Here is a 22,697-nt window from a genome sequence, read left to right as displayed (position 1 = left end):
CGGGTTTACCCGCGAAGAGGCCGGCAGCTACCCCGCATACCCCAGCACGTATAGCAGCCCGGTCAGGGTCAGCAACGACGCCACGGTCGACAACAGGATCGTGCGTGAAATCAGCCCCGCCTCGCGGTTGTAATACTCCGCCAGCATGAACGGCCCGGTACCGGTCGGCAGCGCCGCCAACAGCACCGCCGACGCAGCCCACATGGTCGGCAGGCTGAACACCTTGAACGCCAATACCCAAGTCAGCGCCGGTTGCCCGACCAGCTTCAGCGCCACCAGCGGCCACGGGCTTGCCTGCGAACCGGTGCGTTTCTCGGCCAGAAATGCCCCCAGCGAGATCAACGCGCAAGGCGTGGTCGCCAAGGCCAGCATGTCCAGAAAATGCATCACCGGCTCGGCCAGCCCCAGACCGCTCATGGCCCACCCTGCCCCCGCCAGCGGCGAGATCACCAGCGGATTCTTCGCCAGCGCCTTGCTCACCAGCAAAACGGCGCGGCCGATCTGCCGCTCCTCCTGCAGGCCGATCTCGATCAGCGTCAGGGAAATCGCGAACACCAGGCAGACCACGATCAATGACGAGATCAGCGCCGGCTGCAGCCCCGGCTGGCCGAACAGCAGCAGGCACAGCGGGATGCCGATGTAGCCGGTATTGGCATAGCCGGCACTGAGCCCGTCGATGCTCGCCGCCACCAAGCCGTGGCCGCTGTGCAGGCGCCAGGCCAGGGTCACGACGAACATCGCCAGCGCACCGGCGCCGAAAGCGACGATGAACCCTGGGTGCCAGATCTCGCTCCAGGTTGCCGTGGCGGTGACCTTGAACAGCAACGCCGGCAGGCACAGCCAGACCACCATCTTGTTGATCTCGGCGGCGGCCTTGTCACCCAGTTTGTCTGTCTTGCGGCACAGGAAGCCGACCAGGATCAGGGCGAAGATCGGCGCGACGATGACGAAGATGGTGTGCATGTCAGGCCTTGCCAGCCGCTGGCGCCGTGACGCGGTTGCCCAGGCGGCTGAGCCATACCGACGCGAGGATGATCGCGCCACCGAGCAGCAACCGGCCAAGCGGTTCGTCGCGGTTCCAGATCAGCAGGTTCAGTAGCAGCCCCACCGGCACATGCAGGTTGTTCATCACCGCCAGCGTAGCGCCCGAAACCAGGCAGGCGCCTTTGTTCCACCAGTACAACCCCAGCGCCGTAGGGCACAGGCCCAGGAACAGCAGCACCAGCCATTGCACGTTGCTGGTCGGCAGGTGCTGGGCGTTGCCGAACAGCAGGAACGCCGGCAGCACCACGATCAACGCACCCAGGTAGAAGTAGCCGAAACGCTTGTAGTGCGGCAGGTCGCTTGGGTGGCGGGCAACCAGGTGACGGTACAGCACCTGGCCGGCGGCGTAGGTGAAGTTGGCCAGCTGCAGCAACAGGAAGCCGATGAAGAAGTCACCACTGATGCTGTCGAAACGGATCACGCCCGCCCCCGCCACCGCCACCAGGGCCGCGAGCAGCGCCCAGGGGTTGAAGCGCCGGTTCAGGGCGTCCTCGATCAAGGTCACATGCAACGGCGTGAGGATGGTGAACAGCAGCACTTCCGGTACGGTCAGCACGCGGAAGCTCAAGTACAGGCAGACGTAGGTGATGCCGTATTGCAGCGCGCCGATCAGCAACATCGAGCGCAGGAAGCGCGGCTCGACCTGGCGCCAGCGGGTCAGTGGCAGGAACACCAGGCCCGCCAGCACCACGCGCGCGAGCACGGCGAAGTAGCTGTCGACGTGCCCGGCCAGGTACTCGCCGATCAGGCTGAAGGAAAACGCCTGGATCAGCGCGACGATTATCAGGTAGCCCATGGTTGCCTCTCGTAAATCAAGGGCGCGACCTTAGCGGGTTGCGGCAAGTGAGTTCAACCATGAGGAATGTGGGGGCTGTAGCGGCCCTTTCGCGGGCAAGCCTGCTCCCACAGGTACCGCACAAGCCTTGAATGCTGTGGAGTACCTGTGGGAGCGGGTTTACCCGCGAAGAGGCCGGCACAGGCAATCCAAGAATCCCAGGCATAAAAAAGCCCGGCCATCAGGCCGGGCAGGTACACCCAAAGGAGCAAAAACAGGTGTCAGGGATGGGAATTCGTTGACCCTCAGGCCACCGCAGCCAGCTTGGCCTTGGCCTGGTTCAGGCCTTTCTCGTGGAACTCGCCGCTCATGTTCAGGCCTTCGGCGTGGATGAAGTCGACATCGTGAATACCGATGAAGGCCATCACCTGGCGCAGGTACGGTTCCTGATGGTCGCTGGTGGCACCGGCATGGATGCCGCCGCGGGCGGTCAGCACGATGGCGCGCTTGCCAGTGAGCAGGCCTTGCGGGCCGGTCGGGGTGTACTTGAAGGTGATGCCGGCACGCAGCACGTGGTCGAGCCAGGCCTTGAGGGTGCTGGGGATGGTGAAGTTGTACATTGGCGCAGCCAGCACCAGCACATCGGCAGCCAGCACTTCATCGGTCAGCTCGTTGGAACGGGCCAGGGCCTCCAGTTCAGCGGCGCTGCGCTGTTCTTCAGGCTTCATCCAGCCACCGAGCAGGTTGGCATCCAGGTGCGGCACCGGGTTCACCGCCAGGTCACGTACGGTGATCGCGTCGGCCGGGTGCGCCGCCTGCCACTGCTGGATGAAATCACGGGTCAGTTGACGGGAAACGGAATCCTGCTGGCGGGCGCTGCTTTCGATGATCAGTACGCGGGACATGGGGTGCCTCCATCGGCAAATAGGGTTGCGATTCGATGGAGGTGAGATTAAGGCTTGACCTATCGATAAAAAAGCGTAAAAAGTGGGTTCAATCTATCGATTAATCCGTTTTATTGCGCTTTGCAGTCCAGCGCGATACGCAGCTTGATGATCTGCCGATTGAAATTGGCCGTCACATCGACGCTTTTACCGGCCGGCACGTTGACCCGGCGCACCCGCGGCGCCTCGGGCCCGTTGCGGAAAGTCACCTTGCAGGCCGCCGGCACTTGCCCATAGTTGTTCAGGGTAATGGAACCGATATCGTAGGCAGTGTCGTAGGTGGTGTAGTCCAGCTTGACCCCGGTCAGGTCCTTCTCCACGTCGATGGGGTAAGCCATGGCCCCAAGGGGCAGGCACATCAGTATTGCCGCACAACATTTCTTCATGGGGCGCTCTCCTTGAAAGAGCGCAGCTTAGGACAACAGGAGCCAAACATGAAAGCGCCGCGCGTGACCCTGGATCAATGGCGGACCCTGCAGGCAGTGGTCGACCATGGCGGGTTTGCCCAGGCCGCCGAAGCCCTGCACCGTTCGCAGTCTTCGGTCAGCTACACCGTGGCGCGCATGCAGGAGCAACTGGGTGTGCCGCTGTTGCGCATCGATGGCCGCAAGGCCGTGCTGACCGAGGCCGGCAACGTGTTGCTGCGCCGTTCGCGGCACCTGGTCAAGCAGGCCAGCCAGCTGGAAGACCTGGCGCATCACATGGAGCAAGGCTGGGAAGCCGAGGTACGCCTGGTGGTCGATGCGGCCTACCCCAGTGCCCGCCTGGTGCGCGCCCTGGCTGCGTTCATGCCGCAGAGCCGCGGTTGCCGGGTGCGCCTGCGTGAGGAGGTGCTGTCCGGCGTCGAGGAAGTGATGCACGAAGGCATCGCCGACCTGGCCATCAGCAGCTACAGCATCGGCGGCTACCTGGGCAGCGAATTGAGCTCGGTGGAGTTCGTCGCTGTCGCCCACCCCGAGCACAGCCTGCACCGGCTGGGCCGGGAGATCACCTTCCAGGACCTGGAAAGCCAGTTGCAGGTGGTGATCCGCGACTCCGGTCGCGCCCAGCCGCGCGATGTCGGCTGGCTCGGCGCCGAGCAGCGCTGGACGGTCGGCAGCCTGGGCACTGCCGCCACCTTCGTCGGCAGCGGCCTGGGCTTTGCCTGGTTGCCACGGCACATGATCGAACGCGAACTGCACGACGGCGTGCTGAAGCCGCTGCCGCTCGATCAGGGTGGCAGCCGCCACCCACTGTTCTACCTTTATTCGAGCAAAGAGAAGACCTTGGGCCCGGCTACGCAGATTCTCATCGACCTGCTGCGCAATTTCGACACTGCGCCACTGGACGTGCCCTTCGCAGCCCCCCCACAAGCTTGAGAGGACCGCGCCCATGGCCTATTTCGAACATGAAGGATGCTCGCTGCATTATCAGGAATATGGCCAGGGCGAGCCCCTGGTCCTGCTGCACGGCCTGGGTTCCAGCAGCCAGGACTGGGAGCTGCAGGTACCCGAGCTGAGCCGCCACTACCGGGTGATCCTCATGGACATCCGCGGCCACGGCCGTTCCGACAAGCCCCGCGACGGTTACCAGATCGCCACCTTCAGCGAAGACCTGCTGGCCCTGCTCGAACACCTGCAGACCGGCCCGGTGCACTTCGTCGGCCTGTCCATGGGTGGCATGGTCGGTTTCCAGTTCGCGGTCGATCACCCGCACTGGCTGCGCAGCCTGTGCATCGTCAACAGCGCCCCCGAGGTCAAGCGCCGAACCCGCAGCGACTGGTTGTGGTGGCTCAAGCGCTGGGGACTGGCGCGCATCCTCAGCGTCGAGACGGTCGGCCAGGGCCTGGCCGCACGGCTGTTCCCCAAACCGGGGCAAGCCGAACTGCGCAAGAAGATGGCCGAACGCTGGGCACGCAATGACAAACGCGCCTACCTCAAGAGCTTCGATGCCATCGTCGACTGGGGCGTGCAGGAACGCATCGGGCAAATTCGCTGTCCCACGCTGGTGATTGCCGCCGACCACGATTACACCCCGATACACCTTAAAGAACGCTACGTCGCCCTGATGCCCCACGCCAGGCTGGTGGTCATCGACGATTCCCGGCACGCTACGCCCCTCGATCAACCCGAGGTCTTCAACCAGACCCTGCTGCAGTTCCTTGCAGCCGCTTCCACCTCTCAAGGATCATTGAGCCCATGCTGAAAAAACTCCTGCTCACCGCCTGCTCGGTCGCCTTCGCCACCAGCGTCATGGCCTCCGACAAGACCCCGCACGTACTGCTGGACACCAGCTTCGGCCAGGTCGAAATCGAGCTCAACGCCGAGAAGGCACCGGTCAGTACCAAGAACTTCCTGCAGTACGTAGACAGCGGCTTCTACAACAACACCATCTTCCACCGGGTGATTCCGGGCTTCATGGTCCAGGGCGGCGGCTTCACTGACCAGATGGTGCAGAAAGACACCCAGGCCCCGATCAAGAACGAGGCCAGCAACGGCCTGCAGAACACCCGTGGCACGCTGTCGATGGCGCGCACCTCCAACCCGAACTCGGCCACCAGCCAGTTCTTCATCAACGTCGCCGACAACGACTTCCTCAACCCGGGCCGCGACGCCGGTTACGCCGTGTTCGGCAAAGTGACCAAGGGCATGGAAGTGGTCGACCAGATCGTCAATTCGCCAACCACCGTCAAGAAAGGCATGCGCGATGTGCCGGCCGACCCGGTGTACATCAAGTCCGCCAAACGCATCGACTGACCGCAGGTTTCACAGGGACGTGAAACCTTCCAGGGTCGGGTAGCACAGGAGTCTTGTCACCCATGCTGTACCGCCGTTTCGAGCAACTGATCGACATCTTCCGCGACGCGCCCAGCGAGTCGCCGCCCGGCCAGGTCTGGCCGTTCTACCTGTACTACCTGCGCCAGGTCTGGCCCAGCTTTCTCGCCCTGTTGGTGGTCGGCCTGTTCGCCTCGCTGATCGAGGTGGCGATGTTCAGCTACCTGAGCCGCATCATCGACCTGGCCCAGGGCACGCCCAATGCCAATTTCTTCAGCGAACACAGCGGCGAACTGATCTGGATGCTGGTGGTGATCCTGCTGCTGCGGCCGGTGTTCTTCGGCCTGCACGACCTGCTGGTGCACCAGACCATCAACCCCGGCATGACCAGCCTGATCCGCTGGCAGAACCACACCTATGTGCTCAAGCAGAGCCTGAACTTCTTCCAGAGCGACTTCGCTGGGCGCATCGCCCAGCGCATCATGCAGACCGGCAACTCGCTGCGCGACTCCGCGGTGCAGGCGGTGGATGCGCTGTGGCATGTGCTGATCTACGCCATCACCTCGCTGGTGCTGTTCGCCGAGGCCGACTGGCGCCTGATGCTGCCGCTGCTGCTGTGGATCATCGGCTACATCGCCGCGCTGTACTACTTTGTGCCGCGGGTGAAGGAACGTTCGGTGATTTCCTCCGATGCCCGCTCCAAGCTGATGGGGCGGATCGTCGATGGCTACACCAACATCGCCACCCTCAAGCTGTTCGCCCATACCGACTATGAACAGCAGTACGCCCGCGAAGCGATCCGCGAACAGACCGAGAAAACCCAGCTGGCAGCGCGTGTGGTCACCAGCATGGACGTGGTCATCACCACCCTCAACGGCCTGCTGGTCGTCACCACCACCGGCCTGGCGCTGTGGCTGTGGAGCCAGTCGCTGATCACCGTCGGTGCCATTGCCCTGGCCACCGGCCTGGTGATCCGCATCGTCAACATGTCGGGCTGGATCATGTGGGTGGTCAACGGCATCTTCGAGAACATCGGCATGGTCCAGGACGGCCTGCAGACCATCGCCCAGCCGGTCACCGTCACCGACAAGCCCCAGGCGCCGCCACTCAAGGTCAGCCGCGGTGCCGTACGCTTCGACGACGTGGACTTCCACTACGGCAAGGCCGCCAACGTGATCGAAGGGCTGAACCTGGACATCCGCCCGGGCGAGAAGATCGGCCTGATCGGCCCGTCCGGCGCCGGCAAGTCGACCCTGGTCAACTTGCTGCTGCGCCTGTACGACGTGCAAGGCGGGCGCATCCTGATCGACGGCCAGGACATCGCCGAGGTCAGCCAGGCCAGCCTGCGCGCACAGATCGGCATGATCACCCAGGACACCTCGCTGCTGCACCGCTCGATCCGCGACAACCTGCTGTACGGCCGCCCTGGCGCCAGTGAAGCGGCGCTGCACGAGGCCGTGCGCCGTGCACGGGCCGACGAGTTCATTCCGCAGTTGTCGGATGCCCAGGGCCGCACCGGCTTCGATGCCCATGTCGGCGAGCGTGGTGTGAAATTGTCTGGCGGCCAGCGCCAGCGCATCGCGATTGCCCGGGTGCTGCTGAAGAATGCCCCGATCCTGATCATGGACGAAGCCACGTCGGCACTGGACTCGGAGGTCGAGGCGGCCATCCAGGAAAGCCTGGAGACGCTGATGCAAGGCAAGACGGTGATCGCCATCGCCCACCGGCTGTCGACCATCGCCCGGATGGACCGCCTGGTGGTGCTGGACAAAGGGCGGATCGTCGAGAGTGGCAGCCATAGTGAGCTGCTGGAGCAGCAAGGGCTGTATGCCCGCTTGTGGCATCACCAGACCGGGGGCTTTGTCGGGGTCGACTGAGTGCTGTTCTGGCCTCTTCGCGGGTAAACCCGCTCCCACAGGGACCGCACAAGCCTAAGGGCAACGGTGATCCTGTGGGAGCGGGCTTGCCCGCGAAGAGGCCGGTACAGGCAGTAAAGATCTTATTCCTTGCGGTAAGGCAACATGCCCTTGGCCTCCTCGGCATATCCCCTCACCCCTGCCCGCTCCTGCTGCAGAAAATCCTCCACCGCCCGCCGCAATCCCGGGTGCAGCAAGTAATGCCATGACCGCGTCAGCACCGGCTCGAACCCGCGAATCAGCTTGTGCTCGCCCTGGGCCCCGGCATCGAAACGCTGCAGCCCTTCGGCAATGGCAAAGTCCATGCCCTGGTAGAAGCAGGTCTCGAAATGCAGCCGGTCGAACTCATCGAGGCAGCCCCAATAGCGACCAAACAGGCTATCGCCCCCAACCAGGCTCAAGGCCATCGCCACATCACGCCCACCCTGACGCGCCATCACCACCCGCACCGCCTCGGGCATGCGCTCGGCCAGCAGGCTGAAGAACTCCCGGGTCAGGTACGGCGCGCGCCTGCGCACCGCATAGGTGTTGGCGTAACAGAGGAAAACGAAATCCCACTGCACCTCATCCAGTTCGTCACCGCGATACCAGCGAAAATCGATGCCGTGCCCTGCCACTTGCTCACGTTCCTTGCGCATCTGCTTGCGTTTGCGTGAGCTGAGGCTGTCGAGAAAGTCCTGGAAGTCCCGGTAGCCATGATTGCGCCAATGGAACTGGCAACCCAGGCGCTCCATCCAGCCCGGCAGGCCAGCCATCTGCGCATCCAGCTGGGCGTCGGTGAAATTGATGTGTGCCCCGGACAACCCGCCCTTGCCCAGGTATTCCGGCAACGCCTGCAACACCAGCAGTGCGTCGGCTGGGTCGGCCGCCAGCAGGCGCGGCCCGCTGACCGGGCTGAACGGCACGGCACCGAGCAACTTGGGGTAATAGGCGATGCCGGCACGCTCGCAGGCATCGGCCCAACCGTGGTCGAACACGTACTCGCCATACGAATGCCATTTGCGATAAGCCGGCAGCAGCGCACGTACCTGCCCGTCGCGCTCCAGCACCAGGTGTTCGGCGGCCCAGCCAGTGTTGGGCGCAACGCTGCCGCTGTCTTCCATGGCACTGAGAAAGGCATGGCGCAGGAACGGTTGGCCAGGGGGGACCAGGGCATCCCAGGTCGCCGCTGGCAGGTCACGCAGATGGGCAAGGCTGTAGAGACTAGTCACGTTTTCGACTCGCTGTGCAAGGCCATCAGTATCGGCGAACAGAGGCCCGTGGCTCAAATGAGGATCGGCCTGTTTCGTCTTTCATTCTCGATTACTTAACCGCAGTGCCACTAATTAGACATTATTCTGTCATTGCCCCCCGCAATACTTGCGCCTGTTTTCCGGAACCCCAGAACCTGTCTAGTCAGGCCCTTTCCGAAGACATGCCAACATGGGGCGGGCGCTGAGCCTCCCCAAATCTTTTTAGTAGGGAGAACCTTATGCGTCTTGTTTCTACACTTACCGGAGTGAGCCTCACCGGCATGATGCTGGCTCTGAGTACTCCGGCCAGTGCTGCTGTCGACGCCAAGCTGCTCGAAATGCTCCGCGCCAACGGCTCGATCAACCAGGCGCAGTACAACGAACTGCAGGGCGACCTGGCAAAAGAAACCAAGGAAAAGGCCGACCAGAAAGCTCAGTCCGAACGTATGAGCGCTTTCGAACAAAAAGTGGCATGGGCCGCCAAGACCCAGATCAAGGGTGATGTGCGCCTGCGTTACGAAGACGTCAACGTCGACAACCCGATCTCCCGCAGTGGCAACCAGGACCGCGAGCGCGTGCGTGCCCGCGTCGGCTTCTACAGCGAGATCAACCCGCAGGTCGACGCCGGCGTGCGTGTGGCCACCGGCAGCAGCGCCGATGCCCGCTCGACCAACCAGAGCCTGGACAACTACTTCGAGAAGAAATCACTGTGGGTCGACCTGGCCTACCTCGACTGGCACCCGACCGCCGTCCCTAACCTGCACCTGATCGGCGGCAAGATGATGCAGCCTTGGGTGAGCATGGGCGACATTATCTGGGACAGCGACATCAACCCGGAAGGCGTGGCTGTCACCTACAAGACCAACGCCGGCCCGGCCGAGGTGTTCGGCAGCATCGGTCACTACAACCTGAAGGACAACGTCGACGGCGACGGCGTGCAGTTCAAGCACGACGCACAGCTGTACGCGGCCCAGCTGGGTACCAAGTTCAACGCGGCTGACACCGTCAAGGTCACTGTCGGTGCCAGCCTCTACGGCTACGACAACGACAAGGCCTCGGCGGCGCTGCGTTCGCTGGGCAACACCACCGACGAGTTCAACCTGGTTGAAGGCTTCGGCCAGCTCGACTTCACTGGCTTCGCCATCCCGCTGTCGGCTTACGGCCAGTACGTCAAGAACACCGAGAGCACCGATGGCAAGGACACCGCCTGGCTGGCGGGCCTGAAGTCGAAGATCGGTGCCTGGAGCCTGGACTACAACTACCGCGACGTACAGCGTAATGGTGTGGTCAGCCTGTTCACCGACTCTGACTTCGGTAACGGCTTCACCGGTTCCCGCGGTCACAAGTTCAAGGTCGGTTACGAAATCGACAAGAACTTCGCCCTCGGCGCGGCCTACATGATGGCCAAGACCGACTACTCCAACCTGCCGAACAGCGATGCTGACGTCGACACCCTGCAGGTGGACCTGGAAGCCAAGTTCTAAGCTGCAAGCTCCTCTGCTTCACGCTGAGGCGGGAAATACCGACCCCATCCGGTATTTCCCGCCTCTTTTTTGCCTGCCAGAAATGCACCCGGCCCCTTCGCGGGTAAACCCGCTTCCACAGGTACTCCACAGGACTTGTTAACCGTGGTGTACCTGTGGGAGCGGGTTTACCCGCGAAGAGGCCGGTACAGTCTCTACAAAACTCAGCGCTTGCGCAGAATCACGCTACCAATCGAATAACCTGCACCAAACGAGCTCAGCACGCCAAGCGACCCTTTGGCCAGATCATCCTGGTACAGGTGGAAGGCAATCACCGACCCGGCCGAGCTGGTGTTGGCATAGCGGTCGAGAATCACCGGTGCCTCTTCCTCGCTCACCTCACGCCCCAGCAGCTTCTTGACGATCAGGTGGTTCATGCTCAGGTTGGCCTGGTGCAGCCAGAAGCGTTTCACATCGCTTGGTTGCAGCCCGTTTTCCTGCAGGTGCTCACCGATCAACTCGGCCACCTTCGGGCAGACCTCGCGGAACACCTTGCGGCCTTCCTGGATGAACAACTTGTCCGCCGCGCCCTCGCCCTCTTCCGCCGCACGGTTGAGGAAGCCGAAGTTGTTACGGATGTTGTTGGAGAACTCGGTCCACAACTTGCTGCTGACGATGTCGAACTGGTGCGCCGAGGTGGCCTGCTCGGCACGCTCGATCAGCACCGCGGTAGCGGCATCACCAAAAATGAAGTGGCTGTCACGGTCACGGAAGTTCAGGTGGCCGGTGCACACCTCCGGGTTGACCATCAGCACCGCACGCGCCTGCCCCAGGGCCACACTGTTGGCGGCGGTCTGGATGCCGAAAGTGGCCGACGAACAGGCTACGTTCATGTCGAAGGCAAACCCCTGGATGCCCAGCGCCTGCTGCACTTCGATGGCGATGGCCGGGTATGGGCGCTGCAGGTTGGAGCAGGCGACGATCACCCCGTCGACATCCGCCGGGGTGCGGCCCGCGCGTTCCAGCGCCTGGCGCGCAGCGGCCACGCCCATTTCGCAGAGGATCGACTGCTCGTCGTTGGAACGCTCCGGCAGGCGCGGCTTCATGCGTTGCGGGTCGAGGATGCCGGCCTTGTCCATGACGAAACGGCTCTTGATGCCCGAGGCCTTTTCGATGAAGGCGGCGTCGGACACGGGAGCTGCTTCGAGTTCGCCACGCTCGATGGCAGCAGCGTTGTCCTGGTTGTACTGCTGCGACCAGGCATTGAAGGAGGCCACCAGTTCATCGTTGGAAATGCTCTGGGCCGGGGTATACAGGCCGGTGCCGCTGATCACGACGTTATGCACGATCGATCCTCTGCTCAAAGGCCATCGCCACGGGGCGCTGGCTGGGAATATGACAGAATAATGGCACTTTAGTACCAATTTCACGACGAGGGCTGCGCCCTCGATCGCGGATGAATCCGCTCCAACAGAAGGCTGCTATCCCTGTAGGAGCGGATTGATCCGCGATGGGCCGCAAAGCGGCCCCCAAATTCACTGAAGTGTGCCACAAATCAAGGAAGTTAGCCTTCCACCTGGCTCCACTGCTTGCTCAATCGCTTGTCGGAAATCGGCACTTTTGTACCCAACTGCTGGGCAAACAGCGATACCCGATACTCCTCCAGCAACCAGCGGTACAGGGTCAGCTGCTCATCGCGCTTGCCTTCCTGGGCATGCTTGTCGGCCCGAGCCTTGTACTGCGCCCACAGGTTGCCCAGCTCGCCGCTCCAGACCCGGTCCTTCTGCACCTGGCCGCCCAGCTTCTCGAGGCGCAACTCCACCGCCTTGAGGTAACGCGGCAACTCCTTGAACCAGGCTGCCGGGGTCTCGCGCACGAAGCCCGGATAGACCAGGTTGGCCAACTGCTGCTTGATGTCGTTCAGCGCCACCGCCTGGCTCAGGTCGATCTTGCCCTTGAAGCGCTTCTGCAGGCCGTGCCACAGCTTGAGCACTTCCAGTGTCTGCCGGGCCAGGCGTTCGGCGTGCTCGGCCCAGCTGCCACGCTTGCGCTCGGCCAGCCCGGCCAGGGCGGCACCGTCACGCGGCAAGGTCGCTTCACCGTCAAGGATGCAGCTGTCGAGGCTCGCCAGCAGAATATCCTCGACCAGCGCCTCGATCCGGCCCAGCTCGCGGTACAGCAGCCCCAGCTCGGTCAGCCCCGGCAGCTTGCCGCGCAGGAACTTGGCCGGCTCCGCCAACTGCTGCAGCAGCAGGCGCTGCAGGGCACGACGGTGCTGGAACTCGGCTTCGGCCTGGGTCGAGAAACGCCCTTCGCGCACAGTGCCGTTTTCTTCCACCAGCGCCGGGTACACGGTCATCGACAGGCCGGCAATCTTCTGCTGGGCGGTCTGCTTGACCTCGCTGAAGGCCTTGGCCTGCACCGGTTGCTCGCTCTTCTCGGTACGCGGCACGGCCAAAGCGGCCTGGCTGGCAGCAGCAAAGCGCGCGGTCAGCTCGGCCAGGTCGCGGCCTTCGCCAAGGAACTTGCCCTGGCCATCGACCACTTCGATGTTCATCCGCAGGTGGCCTTCGACCAGGTTGACCGACTCGGCCCAGGCCTCATCGGAAACCCGCGCGCCGGTCATGCGCAACAGCTCCTGGCCCAGCGCCTGGGGCAGCGCACCCTGGCCGAAGGTCATGCGCGCCAGCGAGGCCTTGACGAAGTCCGGCACCGGCACGAAGTTCTTGCGCAGGGCCTTGGGCAGGTTGCGCACCAGCGCCACGCACTTGGCTTCCAGCAGGCCTGGCACCAGCCACTCCAGCCGTTCGCCCGGCAGGCTGGGCAGCAACGGTGCTGGCACGCGTACGGTCACGCCGTCACGCGGGTGGCCCGGCTCGAAGTGGTAGGTCAGCGGCAGGCGCAGCTCGCCGACCTGCAGGCTGTCGGGGTACTGCGCCGCGGTGACTTCGCTGGCCTCGCGGGCCAACACGTCTTCCTCGCGCATGATCAGCAGATTCGGATCCTTCTGGCTGTTCATGCGGTACCAGGCGTCGAAGGTCGCGGTCTGATGGATTTCCGCCGGCAAGCGTGCTTCGTAAAAGGCGTACAGGGTTTCTTCATCGGCAAGAATGTCACGCCGACGGGCCTTGGCCTCCAGTTCGTCGAGCTCTTCGAGCAGGCGCTTGTTAGCGGCCAGGCACTTGGCCCGCGACTGGATTTCACCGCCAACCAGGCCTTCGCGAATGAAGATTTCCCGCGAGGCAACCGGGTCGATCGGGCCATAGTGCACCGGGCGGCGGCCGACCAGGATCAGGCCATACAAGGTGATCTGCTCATAGGCCACCACCTGCCCGCGCTTCTTTTCCCAGTGCGGTTCGAAGTGATTCTTCTTGATCAGGTGGGTCGCCAGCGGCTCGATCCAGTCAGGCTCGATCTTGGCGACCATGCGCGCATACAGCTTGGTGGTTTCCACCAGCTCTGCGGCCATCACCCACTGCGGGCGCTTGCGGCCGATGCCGGAAGAAGGATGCACCCAGAAGCGCCGCTGGCGGGCACCCTGGTAATCACCTTCTTCGGTCTTTTGCCCGATCTGGCTGAGCAGGCCGCTGAGGATCGCCTTGTGCACCTTGTGGTAGTCGGACGGCTCTTTGTTGACCGCCAACTGCAGCTCGCGGCAGATCAGCGACAACTGGCGATGGGCATCGCGCCACTCACGCAGGCGCAGGTAGTTCAAGAAATTCTTGCGGCACCAGTTGCGCAGCGGGCTGGCAGTCAGCGCCTGGCGCTGCTCTTCAAAACCCCGCCACAAATTGACCAGCGCGGCGAAGTCGGTATCGCCGTCCTTCCACTGCGCATGGGCCTGGTCGGCGGCCTGCTGGCGCTCCGGCGGGCGCTCGCGCGGGTCCTGCACCGACAGCGCACTGGTGACGATCAGCACTTCCTGCAGGCTGCCCTGGCGCGCACCTTCGAGCAGCATGCGGCCCAACCGTGGGTCGATCGGCAAGCGCGCCAGCTGGCGGCCAATTGGCGTCAGCTGGTTCTCGCGGTTGACCGCCGACAGCTCCTGCAGCAGGTTGAAACCGTCGCTGATCGCCTTGCCATCCGGCGGCTCGATGAACGGGAAGGCGTCGATCGCCCCCAAGCGCAGGTGCAGCATCTGCAGGATCACCGCCGCCAGGTTGGTGCGCAGGATCTCGGGGTCGGTGAATGCCGGCCGGCCATTGAAGTCTTCTTCGCTGTACAAGCGAATGCAGATACCCGGCTCGACCCGGCCGCAACGGCCTTTGCGCTGGTTGGCACTGGCCTGCGAAATCGCCTCGATCGGCAAGCGCTGGACCTTGGCGCGGTAGCTGTAGCGGCTGATGCGCGCGGTACCGGTGTCGATCACGTAACGGATGCCGGGTACGGTCAGCGAGGTTTCCGCAACGTTGGTGGCCAGCACCACCCGGCGCCCGGCGTGCGACTGGAAAATGCGCTGCTGTTCGGCCGGCGACAGGCGCGCGTACAGCGGCAGGATCTCGGTGTGGCGCAACTGCGCCTTGCGCAGGATCTCTGCGGCATCGCGGATTTCCCGCTCACCCGGGAGGAACACCAGCACATCGCCGGGGCCTTTGCCCACGCTGCGTTCGTGCTGGGCAATCTCGTCAAGGGTGGCAAGGATCGCCTGGTCGACGGTGAGGTCGTCCTCGACCTGGTTGCCCTCCTCGTCCTGTTCGCTGGTCAGGGGGCGGTACCAGGTTTCCACCGGGAAGGTACGGCCGGACACCTCGATGATCGGGGCATTGTCGAAATGCCTGGAGAACCGCTCCAGGTCGATGGTCGCCGACGTGATGATCAGCTTCAGGTCTGGCCGGCGGTGCAACAGGGTCTTCAGGTAGCCGAGCAGGAAGTCGATGTTGAGGCTGCGCTCATGCGCTTCGTCGACGATGATGGTGTCGTAGCGTTCGAGAAAACGGTCGTGTTGGGTTTCGGCCAGGAGGATACCGTCGGTCATCAGCTTGACCAGGGTGTTGGCATCGCTCTGGTCTTCGAATCGCACCTGGTAGCCGACCAGCCCACCCAGCGGCGTGCCGAGCTCTTCGGCAACCCGGGCGGCGACACTGCGCGCGGCGATACGCCGCGGCTGGGTATGGGCAATCAGGCCATGGCTGCCGCGGCCCAGCTCCAGGCAGATCTTCGGCAACTGGGTGGTCTTGCCCGAACCGGTTTCGCCGGCAATCACCAGCACCTGGTGTTCTGCCAGGGCCTTCTTGATCTCATCACGCTTGGCAGCGATCGGCAGGCTGTCGTCGTAGTGGATCTGCGGCACGCTGTTCTGGCGTGCGGTGACCTGGGCGCAGGATGCCTGGACCTTTTCCACCCACTGCGCCAGCTTCGCCTCGTCGGGGCGCTTGCGCAGATCATGCAACTGCCGGCGCAAGCGATGGCGCTCGGCGATCATGGCGTGGTCGAGGTTTTGCAGCAGTTTGTCGATGGCTTGGTCAGTCATGGGGCTTTTTAGTGATGCAGGTGGGCCTGCTTTTTCATGATCGGCATTCGTAGGATGCGCGATTGTCGCAGATTTGCCGGTTCTCTGCTGCCTGTGCCGGCGCTTTCGCGGGTAAACCCGCTCCCACAGGAACCGCAGTGGAATCAGATTTGAGGGAATCCTGTGGGAGCGGGTTCACCCGCGAAGAGGCCAGTCCAGACAGTACATATGTTTAGCCAAGTCCGATGTGAAGGTTGCCATTCACTGCTTTAATCAACCTTACGCCGCATGTGAGTATCAAAGGCATGACTCCCGTCCAGACCATCGCCCCACCGTCGTCCCGTCCTTCGCCAGCGAAGGCCCGGTCCCGCGCCGGTGAAAATCCGCTGGTCCATGTCATCCTCGCCTTCTGGGCGCTGTGGCACTGCCGCCACGCACGCCCACCGGATTTCTCGCTCACGCCGTTGTGACCCAACTCGGCCGCAGCCCGGCCGTTTGATTCCAGTGGACCGCGCCCGTGCGCCGGTCCCGTGCGCCTGTGAGCCAATCCATCATGCACTTTGCACCTGTAGAGCACGCCAGCCGTTTCCTGGCAGAAAACCCCGATATCGAACTGTTCGAACTGTTCATCCTCGACGCCAACGGCGTGCCACGAGGCAAGTTGCTGCACCGCGAGGAACTGCTGGCGGTCTACCAGAGCGGCCGCCCGCTCCCCAGCACCATCCTCGGCCTGACCCTCAATGGCGACGACGTGGAAAACTCCGGCCTGGTCTGGGATGTCGGTGACATCGACTGCCGCGCCTACCCACTGGATGGCAGCCTGGTACGCCTGCCCTGGCGCCGGGTGCCGACTGCGGCGGTGCAGGTCAGCATGCACCCCAGCGAAGGCCTGCCGGCCAGCGTCGCCGACCCGCGCCATGTGCTGCTGCGTACCATCGAGGCGCTCAAGGCTGATGGTTACCACCCGGTGATGGCCTGCGAGCTGGAGTTCTACCTGCTCGACCAGAAGCGCGATGCCCAGGGCCGCCCACAACCGGCGCTGGACAACGACGGCGGGCGCCCGCGCAGCACCCAGGTCTACGGCCTGCGCGAGCTGGAGCAGATCGAACCGTTCCTTGCCGACCTCTACGCTGCCTGCAAGGCCCAGGGCATCCCTGCCCGCACGGCAATCTCCGAGTACGCTCCCGGCCAGGTGGAAATCACCCTGGAACATGGCGATGCGCTGCAGGCGATGGACCAGGCCGTGCGCTACAAGCGCCTGGTCAAGGGCGTGGCCCATGCCCATGGCATGCAGGCCTGCTTCATGGCCAAGCCGTTCGCGCAACTGGCCGGCACCGGCATGCACATGCACCTGAGCCTTGCCGACAGCGCTGGCAACAACCTGTTCGCCAGCACCGATCCGGCCGGCACCCCGCTGCTGCGCCAGGCGGTGGCCGGCATGCTCCGCCACCTGCATGAATCGCTGCTGCTGTTCTGCCCCAACGCCAACTCGTTCCGCCGGTTCCAGGCCAACAGCTATGCACCATTGGCACCGACCTGGGGCGTCGACAACCGCACCGTCAGCCTGCGCGTGCCCGGCGGCCCGGCCAACAGCCGGCATGTCGAGCACCGCATCTGTGGCGCCGATGCCAACCCGTACCTGGCTGCCGCTGCCATTCTGGCCGCCAGCCATCGCGGTATCCGCGAACAGCTCGACCCCGGTGCGCCGGTCGAAGGCAACGGCTATGCCCAGGCCACCGAGCACCTGCCCACCGACTGGCTGACCGCACTCGACGCACTGGAGCGCTCGCACTGGGCGCGCGAGGCGCTCGGCGAGGCGTTTCTCGGCGTCTACCTGAAGGTCAAGCGCGCCGAGTATCGCCAGTTCATGGCCGAAGTCAGCGAACAGGACTGGCGCTGGTACCTGCACCAGGCCTGAGCCTTACCCCATTCAGAACAAGGAACACCCATGAACGCAGCATTGAACAATGGCCCGGCCCAGCGCGCGCCGTCCTATTACAGCGCCTCGCTGAACGACCACACCGAGTACCCGCAGCTCAAGGGCACGGTGCAGGTCGACGTCGCCATCATCGGCGGCGGCTTCACCGGCGTAGCCACCGCAGTGGAACTGGCCGAGCGCGGCCTGAAGGTGGCGATCGTCGAGACCAACCGTATCGGTTGGGGTGCCAGCGGCCGCAACGGCGGCCAGGTCACCGGCAGCCTGTCGGGTGACGAGGCCATGCGCACGCAGATGCGCAACCACCTGGGCGCCGAGGTCGATGATTTCATCTGGCACCTGCGCTGGCGCGGGCACCAGGTCATCGAGAAGCGGGTCGAGCGCTATGGCATCGACTGCGACCTCAAGCGCGGCCATCTGCATGCAGCGATGAAACCCTCGCACATGCAAGAGCTGCGCAGCTTCCTGGCCGAGGCCGAACGCCGCGGCATGGGTGACCAGGTGCAACTGCTCGACCGCGACGGCGTGGCCGGGCACCTGCAGAGCCCGCTGTACCTGGGCGCACTGAAGAACCTGCGCAACCTGCACCTGCACCCGCTCAACCTGTGCCTGGGCGAAGCCCGCGCCGCCCACAGCCTGGGTGCGCTGATCTTCGAGAACTCCGAAGTGCTGGACATCGTCCACGGCCCACGCCCGGCGGTGGTCACCGCCCACGGCCGGATCGAAGCGCGCCAGGTGATGCTCGCCGGCGACGTCTACCACAAGCTGGAAAAACGCCAGCTCAAGGGCAAGATCTTCCCGGCCATGGGCGGCATCGTCACCACCGCCCCGCTGGGCGAACTGGCGCAGCAGATCAACCCGCAGGACCTGGCGGTATACGACTGCCGCTTCGTGCTCGACTACTACCGCCTGACCGCTGACAAGCGCTTGCTGTTCGGCGGCGGCGCCAACTACTCGGGCAAGGATTCGCGTGATATCGAAGGCGAGCTGCGCCCCTGCATCGAGCGTACCTTCCCGGCGCTCAAGGGCGTGCCGATCGAGTTCCAGTGGAGCTGCGCGATGGGCATCGTGGTCAACCGCATTCCGCAACTGGGCAAGCTGTCGGACAACGTCTGGTACTGCCAGGGCTATTCCGGGCACGGCATCGCCACCAGCCACATCATGGGCGAGATCATGGCCGAGGCACTGACGGGAACGCTGGAGAAGTTCGACACCTTCGCGCAGTGCAAGCACGTGCGGGTGCCGATGGGGGACTTGCTGGGCAATCCGCTGCTGGCGGCGGGGATGTGGTACTACCAGATGCTGGAAAAACTGCGCTGACGCTAAAGGCCCATTCGCGGGCAAGCCCGCTCCCACAGGGACAGCACAACACTCAAGAGGTGTGCTGCCCCTGTGGGAGCGGGCTTGCCCGCGAAAAGGCCAGTAAGGTCGATCAGGCGATCTTCTTCAGCCCCTGCTTCTTCAGCTCTTCATCGCGCAGTTCACGGCGCAGGATCTTGCCGACGTTGGTGGTCGGCAAGGCATCGCGGAACTCGATGTAACGCGGCACCTTGTAGCCCGTGACGTTGGCACGCATGTGCTCCATCACCTGCTCCTTGGTCAAGGTCATGCCCGGCTTGACCACGATGAACACCTTGATCACTTCACCCGACTTCTCGTCCGGCACACCGATGGCTGCGCACTGCAGCACGCCCGGCAAGGCGGCGAGCACGTCTTCCAGCTCGTTGGGGTACACGTTGAAGCCCGAGACCAGGATCATGTCCTTCTTGCGGTCGACGATGCGCATGTAGCCATCTGGCTGGATCAGCGCGATGTCGCCGGTCTTCAGCCAGCCCTCGCTGTCGAGGATCTCGTGGGTGGCGTCTTCACGCTGCCAATAGCCCTTCATCACCTGCGGCCCCTTGACGCACAGCTCACCGGTTTCGCCAAGCGCCAGCTCGTTGCCGGCATCGTCGATGACCTTGCACAGCGTCGATGGCACCGGGATGCCGATGGTACCCACCTGGTTGGCCTCGGCCGGGTTCACCGCCGCCACCGGGCTGGTCTCGGTCATGCCGTAGCCTTCGCAGATGGCGCAGCCGGTGACGCTCTTCCAGCGCTCGGCCACGCTCAACTGCAGGGCCATGCCGCCGGACAAGGTGATCTTCAACGCCGAGAAGTCAAGGGCGCGGAATGCCTCGTTGTTGCACAGGGCAACGAACAGCGTGTTGAGGCCGACGAAACCACTGAACTTCCACTTGCTCAGTTCCTTGACCATTGCCGGCAGGTCGCGGGGGTTGCTGATCAGCACGTTGTGGTTGCCGATCAGCATCATCGCCATGCAATGGAAGGTAAAGGCATAGATGTGATACAGCGGCAGCGGAGTGATGAGGATCTCGCAGCCTTCCTGCAGGTTCGAGCCCATCAGCGCCCGGCACTGCAGCATGTTGGCCACCAGGTTGCGGTGGGTCAGCATCGCGCCCTTGGCCACGCCGGTGGTACCACCGGTGTACTGCAGCACGGCCACGTCATTGGCTTGCGGGTTGGCTTCGGTGACCGGCTGGCCCTTGCCCAGCGCCAAGGTATCGTTGAAGCGTACGGCACGCGGCAGGTTGTAGGCCGGCACCATCTTCTTCACGTACTTGATCACGCTGTTGATGAGCAGGCGTTTGAGCGGTGGCAGCAGGTCGGCTACTTCAGTGACGATGACGTGCTTGACCTGGGTCTTGGGCACCACCTTCTCGGCCAGGTGCGCCATGTTGGCCAGGCACACCAAGGCCTTGGCACCGGAATCGTTGAACTGGTGCTCCATTTCCCGCACGGTGTACAGCGGATTGGTGTTGACCACGATCAGCCCGGCGCGCATGGCACCAAATACCGCCACCGGGTATTGCAGGACATTGGGCAGCTGGACGGCAATGCGGTCACCTGGCTTGAGGTCGGTGTGCTGCTGCAGCCAGGCCGCGAAAGCGCCAGACAGCGCGTAGAGCTCGCCGTAGGTGATAGTCTTGCCCAGGTTGCTAAAGGCCGGTTTATTGGCAAAGCGTTGGCAGGATTGCTTGAGTACCGCCTGGATATTGGGGAATTCGTCAGGATTGATTTCCGCCGTAATCCCGGCTGGGTATTTATCCTTCCAAAAATTTTCGATCATGGAAGCCCACTCCTTCAGCAACAGCGAAGTTCGATTCACGCGTCGATGCGTTTATTATTGATATGTGATGAGGGTTCGTTGCAAACCTGATCATCTGAAAGCGGCCCGAGAGTAACAGCTTTAAATGGGGTCGCCTAGGGGCCAATACCGGCCTCATAGTCACAAAAATGACTCAATGAACGATACAAGTCATTTTTAGAGTAATTGACCAAAATGTCGCAAATCGGGCTGCAAGCAGCCTGTTAGAGCACCTTGAAGCATTCGCGGGGCAAGCCCGCTCCCACAGGTCATGCACAATCCTTCTGTGGGAGCGGGCTTGCCCCGCGAAAAAGCAAACCCGATATCAGGCGATGTCGCGCAATTCGCGCCGCAGGATCTTGCCCACCGGTGTCATCGGCAGCGACTCGCGCACCACGATGTGCTTGGGCACCTTGTAGCCGGTGAAGTTGGCCTTGCAGTAGGCCTTCAGATCTTCGACGCTCACCCCACCCTCACGCGCCACCACGAACAGCTTCACCGCCTCCCCCGAACGCTCATCGGGCACGCCGATGGCCGCGCAGTTGGCCACCTGCGGATGGCCCATCACCACATCTTCGATTTCGTTGGGGTACACATTGAAACCGGAGACGATGATCATGTCCTTCTTGCGGTCGACGATGCGGGTGAAGCCGTCCGGGTCGATCACCGCGATATCGCCGGTCTTGAACCAGCCCTCGGCATCCAGCGCCTGCGCCGTGGCCTCCGGTTGCTGCCAGTAGCCCTTCATCACCTGCGGGCCCTTGATGCACAACTCGCCTCGCTCCCCCAGTGGCAGCTCGTTGCCGTCGTCGTCGATCACCTTGAATGCCGTGCCCGCCACAGGAATGCCCACAGTGCCCAGTCGCGCCAACTGGCCATAGGGATTGGTACTGGCCACCGGTGAGGTCTCGGTCAGGCCATAGCCCTCGACGATGCGGCAGCCGGTGAGCGCTTCCCACCGCTCGGCAGTAGCCTTGACCAGCGCCGTGCCGCCGGAGTTGGTGACTTTCAGTGCCGAAAAGTCCAGCTGACGGAAGCCGGGATGATCCATCAGCGCGACGAACAAGGTGTTCAACCCCAACAGCGCCGAAAAACGCCACTTGCCCAGCTCCTTGATGAAGCCCGAGATGTCGCGCGGGTTGGTGATCAGCACGTTGTGGTTGCCGGTAACCATCATGCACATGCAGTTCGCGGTGAAGGCATAGATGTGATAAAGCGGCAGCGGCGCAATCATCACCTCCTGGCCTTCCTTGATCAGCCGCTGCCCGTCCGGGCCGTGCTGGGAGAAACAGGCCAGCACCTGCAGCATGTTGGCCACCAGGTTGCCGTGCGTGAGCATGGCCCCCTTGGCCAGGCCCGTGGTGCCGCCGGTGTACTGCAGCACGGCGATGTCGTCGAGGTTGAGTGGCACCGGCTTGTGCGCCAGGCTGCGGCCTTCGCGCAATACCTGCTTGAACGCGATGGCCTGCGGCAGGTGATAGGCCGGGACCATTTTCTTCAGTTTGTCGACCACGGTGTTGACCAGCCAGCCCTTGGCCGCGGGCAGCAGGTCGCCCATCTTCGCCTCGATCAGGTACTCGATACCGGTATCGGGCAGCACCTCCTGCACGCGCTTGCCGAACATGTTCAGGTACACCAGGGCGCGGGCCCCGGCATCCTTGAACTGGTGACGCATCTCGCGCTCGGTATACAGCGGGTTGGTGTTGACCACGATCAGCCCGGCGCGCAGGGCGCCGAACACGGCAATGGGGTACTGCAGAACGTTGGGCATCTGCACCGCGATGCGGTCACCTGGTTTGAGGTCGGTGTGCTGCTGCAACCAGGCGGCGAAGGCGGCCGAATGGCGCTCCAGCTCGGCGTAGCTCAGGGTCACGCCGAGGTTGCTGAACGCCGGGCGCTCGGCGAACCGCTTGCAGGAGCGCTCGAACACCTCGACGACCGAAGCGTATGCGTGGATGTCGATGGTGGAAGGCACGCCCTCGGGGCGTTTGTCATTCCAGAAGTCGGCTTGCATTTATTATTGTTCCTCTGCCTGAG

The 22,697-nt window shown here is 63.4% G+C and carries 16 protein-coding genes; 7 read left to right on the top strand and 9 right to left on the bottom strand.

Annotated elements, in window-relative coordinates:
• Nucleotides 1–27: 27 nt before the first annotated feature.
• The 4 genes from OCX61_RS06620 to OCX61_RS06605 form a co-directional block, all read right to left on the bottom strand.
• Nucleotides 28–963 (bottom strand): AEC family transporter, encoded by a 936-nt coding sequence (locus tag OCX61_RS06620; protein WP_261943102.1) that lies wholly within the window; start codon nt 961–963, stop codon nt 28–30.
• 1 nt (nt 964) lies between these two features.
• Entirely contained in the window at nt 965–1,840 is an 876-nt protein-coding gene (locus OCX61_RS06615) for a carboxylate/amino acid/amine transporter (RefSeq protein WP_261943101.1), read from the bottom strand.
• Between the two features lie 284 nt (nt 1,841–2,124).
• Nucleotides 2,125–2,724 carry an FMN-dependent NADH-azoreductase gene (locus tag OCX61_RS06610; protein WP_027918711.1) on the bottom strand — a complete coding sequence of 200 codons (600 nt, stop codon included), beginning with the start codon at nt 2,722–2,724 and terminating at the stop codon, nt 2,125–2,127.
• Between the two features lie 110 nt (nt 2,725–2,834).
• The gene (locus OCX61_RS06605; protein ID WP_152953954.1) at nt 2,835–3,149 is read right to left on the bottom strand and encodes a 3-phosphoglycerate kinase; all 315 of its coding nucleotides are present in this window, start codon (nt 3,147–3,149) and stop codon (nt 2,835–2,837) included.
• A 48-nt stretch (nt 3,150–3,197) separates the two neighbouring features.
• Here OCX61_RS06605 and OCX61_RS06600 point away from each other — a divergent pair, with 48 nt between their 5' ends.
• The 4 genes from OCX61_RS06600 (at nt 3,198) to OCX61_RS06585 (ending at nt 7,393) form a co-directional block, all read left to right on the top strand.
• Nucleotides 3,198–4,121 carry a LysR family transcriptional regulator gene (locus OCX61_RS06600; RefSeq protein ID WP_261943100.1) on the top strand — a complete coding sequence of 308 codons (924 nt, stop codon included), beginning with the start codon at nt 3,198–3,200 and terminating at the stop codon, nt 4,119–4,121.
• 13 nt (nt 4,122–4,134) lie between these two features.
• Entirely contained in the window at nt 4,135–4,947 is an 813-nt protein-coding gene (locus tag OCX61_RS06595; protein ID WP_261943099.1) for an alpha/beta fold hydrolase, read from the top strand.
• Nucleotides 4,941–5,498, top strand: a complete 558-nt coding sequence (locus tag OCX61_RS06590) for a peptidylprolyl isomerase (protein ID WP_261943098.1) — start codon at nt 4,941–4,943, stop codon at nt 5,496–5,498. Before OCX61_RS06595 ends, OCX61_RS06590 begins: the two co-directional genes overlap by 7 nt.
• A gap of 62 nt (nt 5,499–5,560) precedes the next feature.
• A complete protein-coding gene (locus OCX61_RS06585; protein WP_261943097.1) occupies nt 5,561–7,393 on the top strand; it encodes an ABC transporter ATP-binding protein in 1,833 nt (610 codons plus the stop codon).
• 122 nt (nt 7,394–7,515) lie between these two features.
• Here OCX61_RS06585 and OCX61_RS06580 read toward each other — a convergent pair whose 3' ends face one another.
• Entirely contained in the window at nt 7,516–8,643 is a 1,128-nt protein-coding gene (locus OCX61_RS06580; protein WP_261943096.1) for a GNAT family N-acetyltransferase, read from the bottom strand.
• A 260-nt stretch (nt 8,644–8,903) separates the two neighbouring features.
• On the opposite strand from OCX61_RS06580, the gene OCX61_RS06575 reads away from it, so the two are divergent.
• Nucleotides 8,904–10,148 carry a putative porin gene (locus OCX61_RS06575; RefSeq protein WP_261943095.1) on the top strand — a complete coding sequence of 415 codons (1,245 nt, stop codon included), beginning with the start codon at nt 8,904–8,906 and terminating at the stop codon, nt 10,146–10,148.
• A 203-nt stretch (nt 10,149–10,351) separates the two neighbouring features.
• Here OCX61_RS06575 and OCX61_RS06570 read toward each other — a convergent pair whose 3' ends face one another.
• Nucleotides 10,352–11,473: a beta-ketoacyl-ACP synthase III gene (locus OCX61_RS06570; protein ID WP_261943094.1), complete on the bottom strand. Its 1,122-nt coding sequence runs from the start codon at nt 11,471–11,473 to the stop codon at nt 10,352–10,354.
• 218 nt (nt 11,474–11,691) lie between these two features.
• Nucleotides 11,692–15,597: an ATP-dependent RNA helicase HrpA gene (hrpA, locus tag OCX61_RS06565; RefSeq protein WP_261943093.1), complete on the bottom strand. Its 3,906-nt coding sequence runs from the start codon at nt 15,595–15,597 to the stop codon at nt 11,692–11,694.
• 532 nt (nt 15,598–16,129) lie between these two features.
• On the opposite strand from hrpA, the gene OCX61_RS06560 reads away from it, so the two are divergent.
• Nucleotides 16,130–17,494, top strand: a complete 1,365-nt coding sequence (locus OCX61_RS06560; protein ID WP_261943092.1) for a glutamine synthetase family protein — start codon at nt 16,130–16,132, stop codon at nt 17,492–17,494.
• A gap of 30 nt (nt 17,495–17,524) precedes the next feature.
• A complete protein-coding gene (locus OCX61_RS06555) occupies nt 17,525–18,832 on the top strand; it encodes an NAD(P)/FAD-dependent oxidoreductase (RefSeq protein ID WP_261943091.1) in 1,308 nt (435 codons plus the stop codon).
• 112 nt (nt 18,833–18,944) lie between these two features.
• Here OCX61_RS06555 and fadD1 read toward each other — a convergent pair whose 3' ends face one another.
• Nucleotides 18,945–20,642, bottom strand: a complete 1,698-nt coding sequence (gene fadD1, locus OCX61_RS06550; protein WP_261943090.1) for a long-chain-fatty-acid--CoA ligase FadD1 — start codon at nt 20,640–20,642, stop codon at nt 18,945–18,947.
• A gap of 343 nt (nt 20,643–20,985) precedes the next feature.
• Entirely contained in the window at nt 20,986–22,674 is a 1,689-nt protein-coding gene (fadD2, locus tag OCX61_RS06545; RefSeq protein WP_261943089.1) for a long-chain-fatty-acid--CoA ligase FadD2, read from the bottom strand.
• Nucleotides 22,675–22,697: the final 23 nt, after the last annotated feature.

This window comes from Pseudomonas sp. LRP2-20 (genome assembly GCF_024349685.1).
GTDB lineage: Bacteria > Pseudomonadota > Gammaproteobacteria > Pseudomonadales > Pseudomonadaceae > Aquipseudomonas.
This window is presented reverse-complemented; position numbering and strand designations above follow the sequence as displayed.

Bases quoted from the DNA above. Each gene is read 5' to 3' on its own strand.
- OCX61_RS06610 (WP_027918711.1), bottom strand. From the start codon at position 2,724: ATGTCCCGCGTACTGATCATCGAAAGCAGCGCCCGCCAGCAGGATTCC.
- OCX61_RS06615 (WP_261943101.1), bottom strand. From the start codon at position 1,840: ATGGGCTACCTGATAATCGTCGCGCTGATCCAGGCGTTTTCCTTCAGC.
- OCX61_RS06605 (WP_152953954.1), bottom strand. From the start codon at position 3,149: ATGAAGAAATGTTGTGCGGCAATACTGATGTGCCTGCCCCTTGGGGCC.
- OCX61_RS06560 (WP_261943092.1), top strand. From the start codon at position 16,130: ATGCACTTTGCACCTGTAGAGCACGCCAGCCGTTTCCTGGCAGAAAAC.
- OCX61_RS06600 (WP_261943100.1), top strand. From the start codon at position 3,198: ATGAAAGCGCCGCGCGTGACCCTGGATCAATGGCGGACCCTGCAGGCA.
- OCX61_RS06555 (WP_261943091.1), top strand. From the start codon at position 17,525: ATGAACGCAGCATTGAACAATGGCCCGGCCCAGCGCGCGCCGTCCTAT.
- OCX61_RS06620 (WP_261943102.1), bottom strand. From the start codon at position 963: ATGCACACCATCTTCGTCATCGTCGCGCCGATCTTCGCCCTGATCCTG.
- OCX61_RS06585 (WP_261943097.1), top strand. From the start codon at position 5,561: ATGCTGTACCGCCGTTTCGAGCAACTGATCGACATCTTCCGCGACGCG.
- OCX61_RS06590 (WP_261943098.1), top strand. From the start codon at position 4,941: ATGCTGAAAAAACTCCTGCTCACCGCCTGCTCGGTCGCCTTCGCCACC.
- hrpA (WP_261943093.1), bottom strand. From the start codon at position 15,597: ATGACTGACCAAGCCATCGACAAACTGCTGCAAAACCTCGACCACGCC.
- OCX61_RS06575 (WP_261943095.1), top strand. From the start codon at position 8,904: ATGCGTCTTGTTTCTACACTTACCGGAGTGAGCCTCACCGGCATGATG.
- OCX61_RS06595 (WP_261943099.1), top strand. From the start codon at position 4,135: ATGGCCTATTTCGAACATGAAGGATGCTCGCTGCATTATCAGGAATAT.
- fadD2 (WP_261943089.1), bottom strand. From the start codon at position 22,674: ATGCAAGCCGACTTCTGGAATGACAAACGCCCCGAGGGCGTGCCTTCC.
- fadD1 (WP_261943090.1), bottom strand. From the start codon at position 20,642: ATGATCGAAAATTTTTGGAAGGATAAATACCCAGCCGGGATTACGGCG.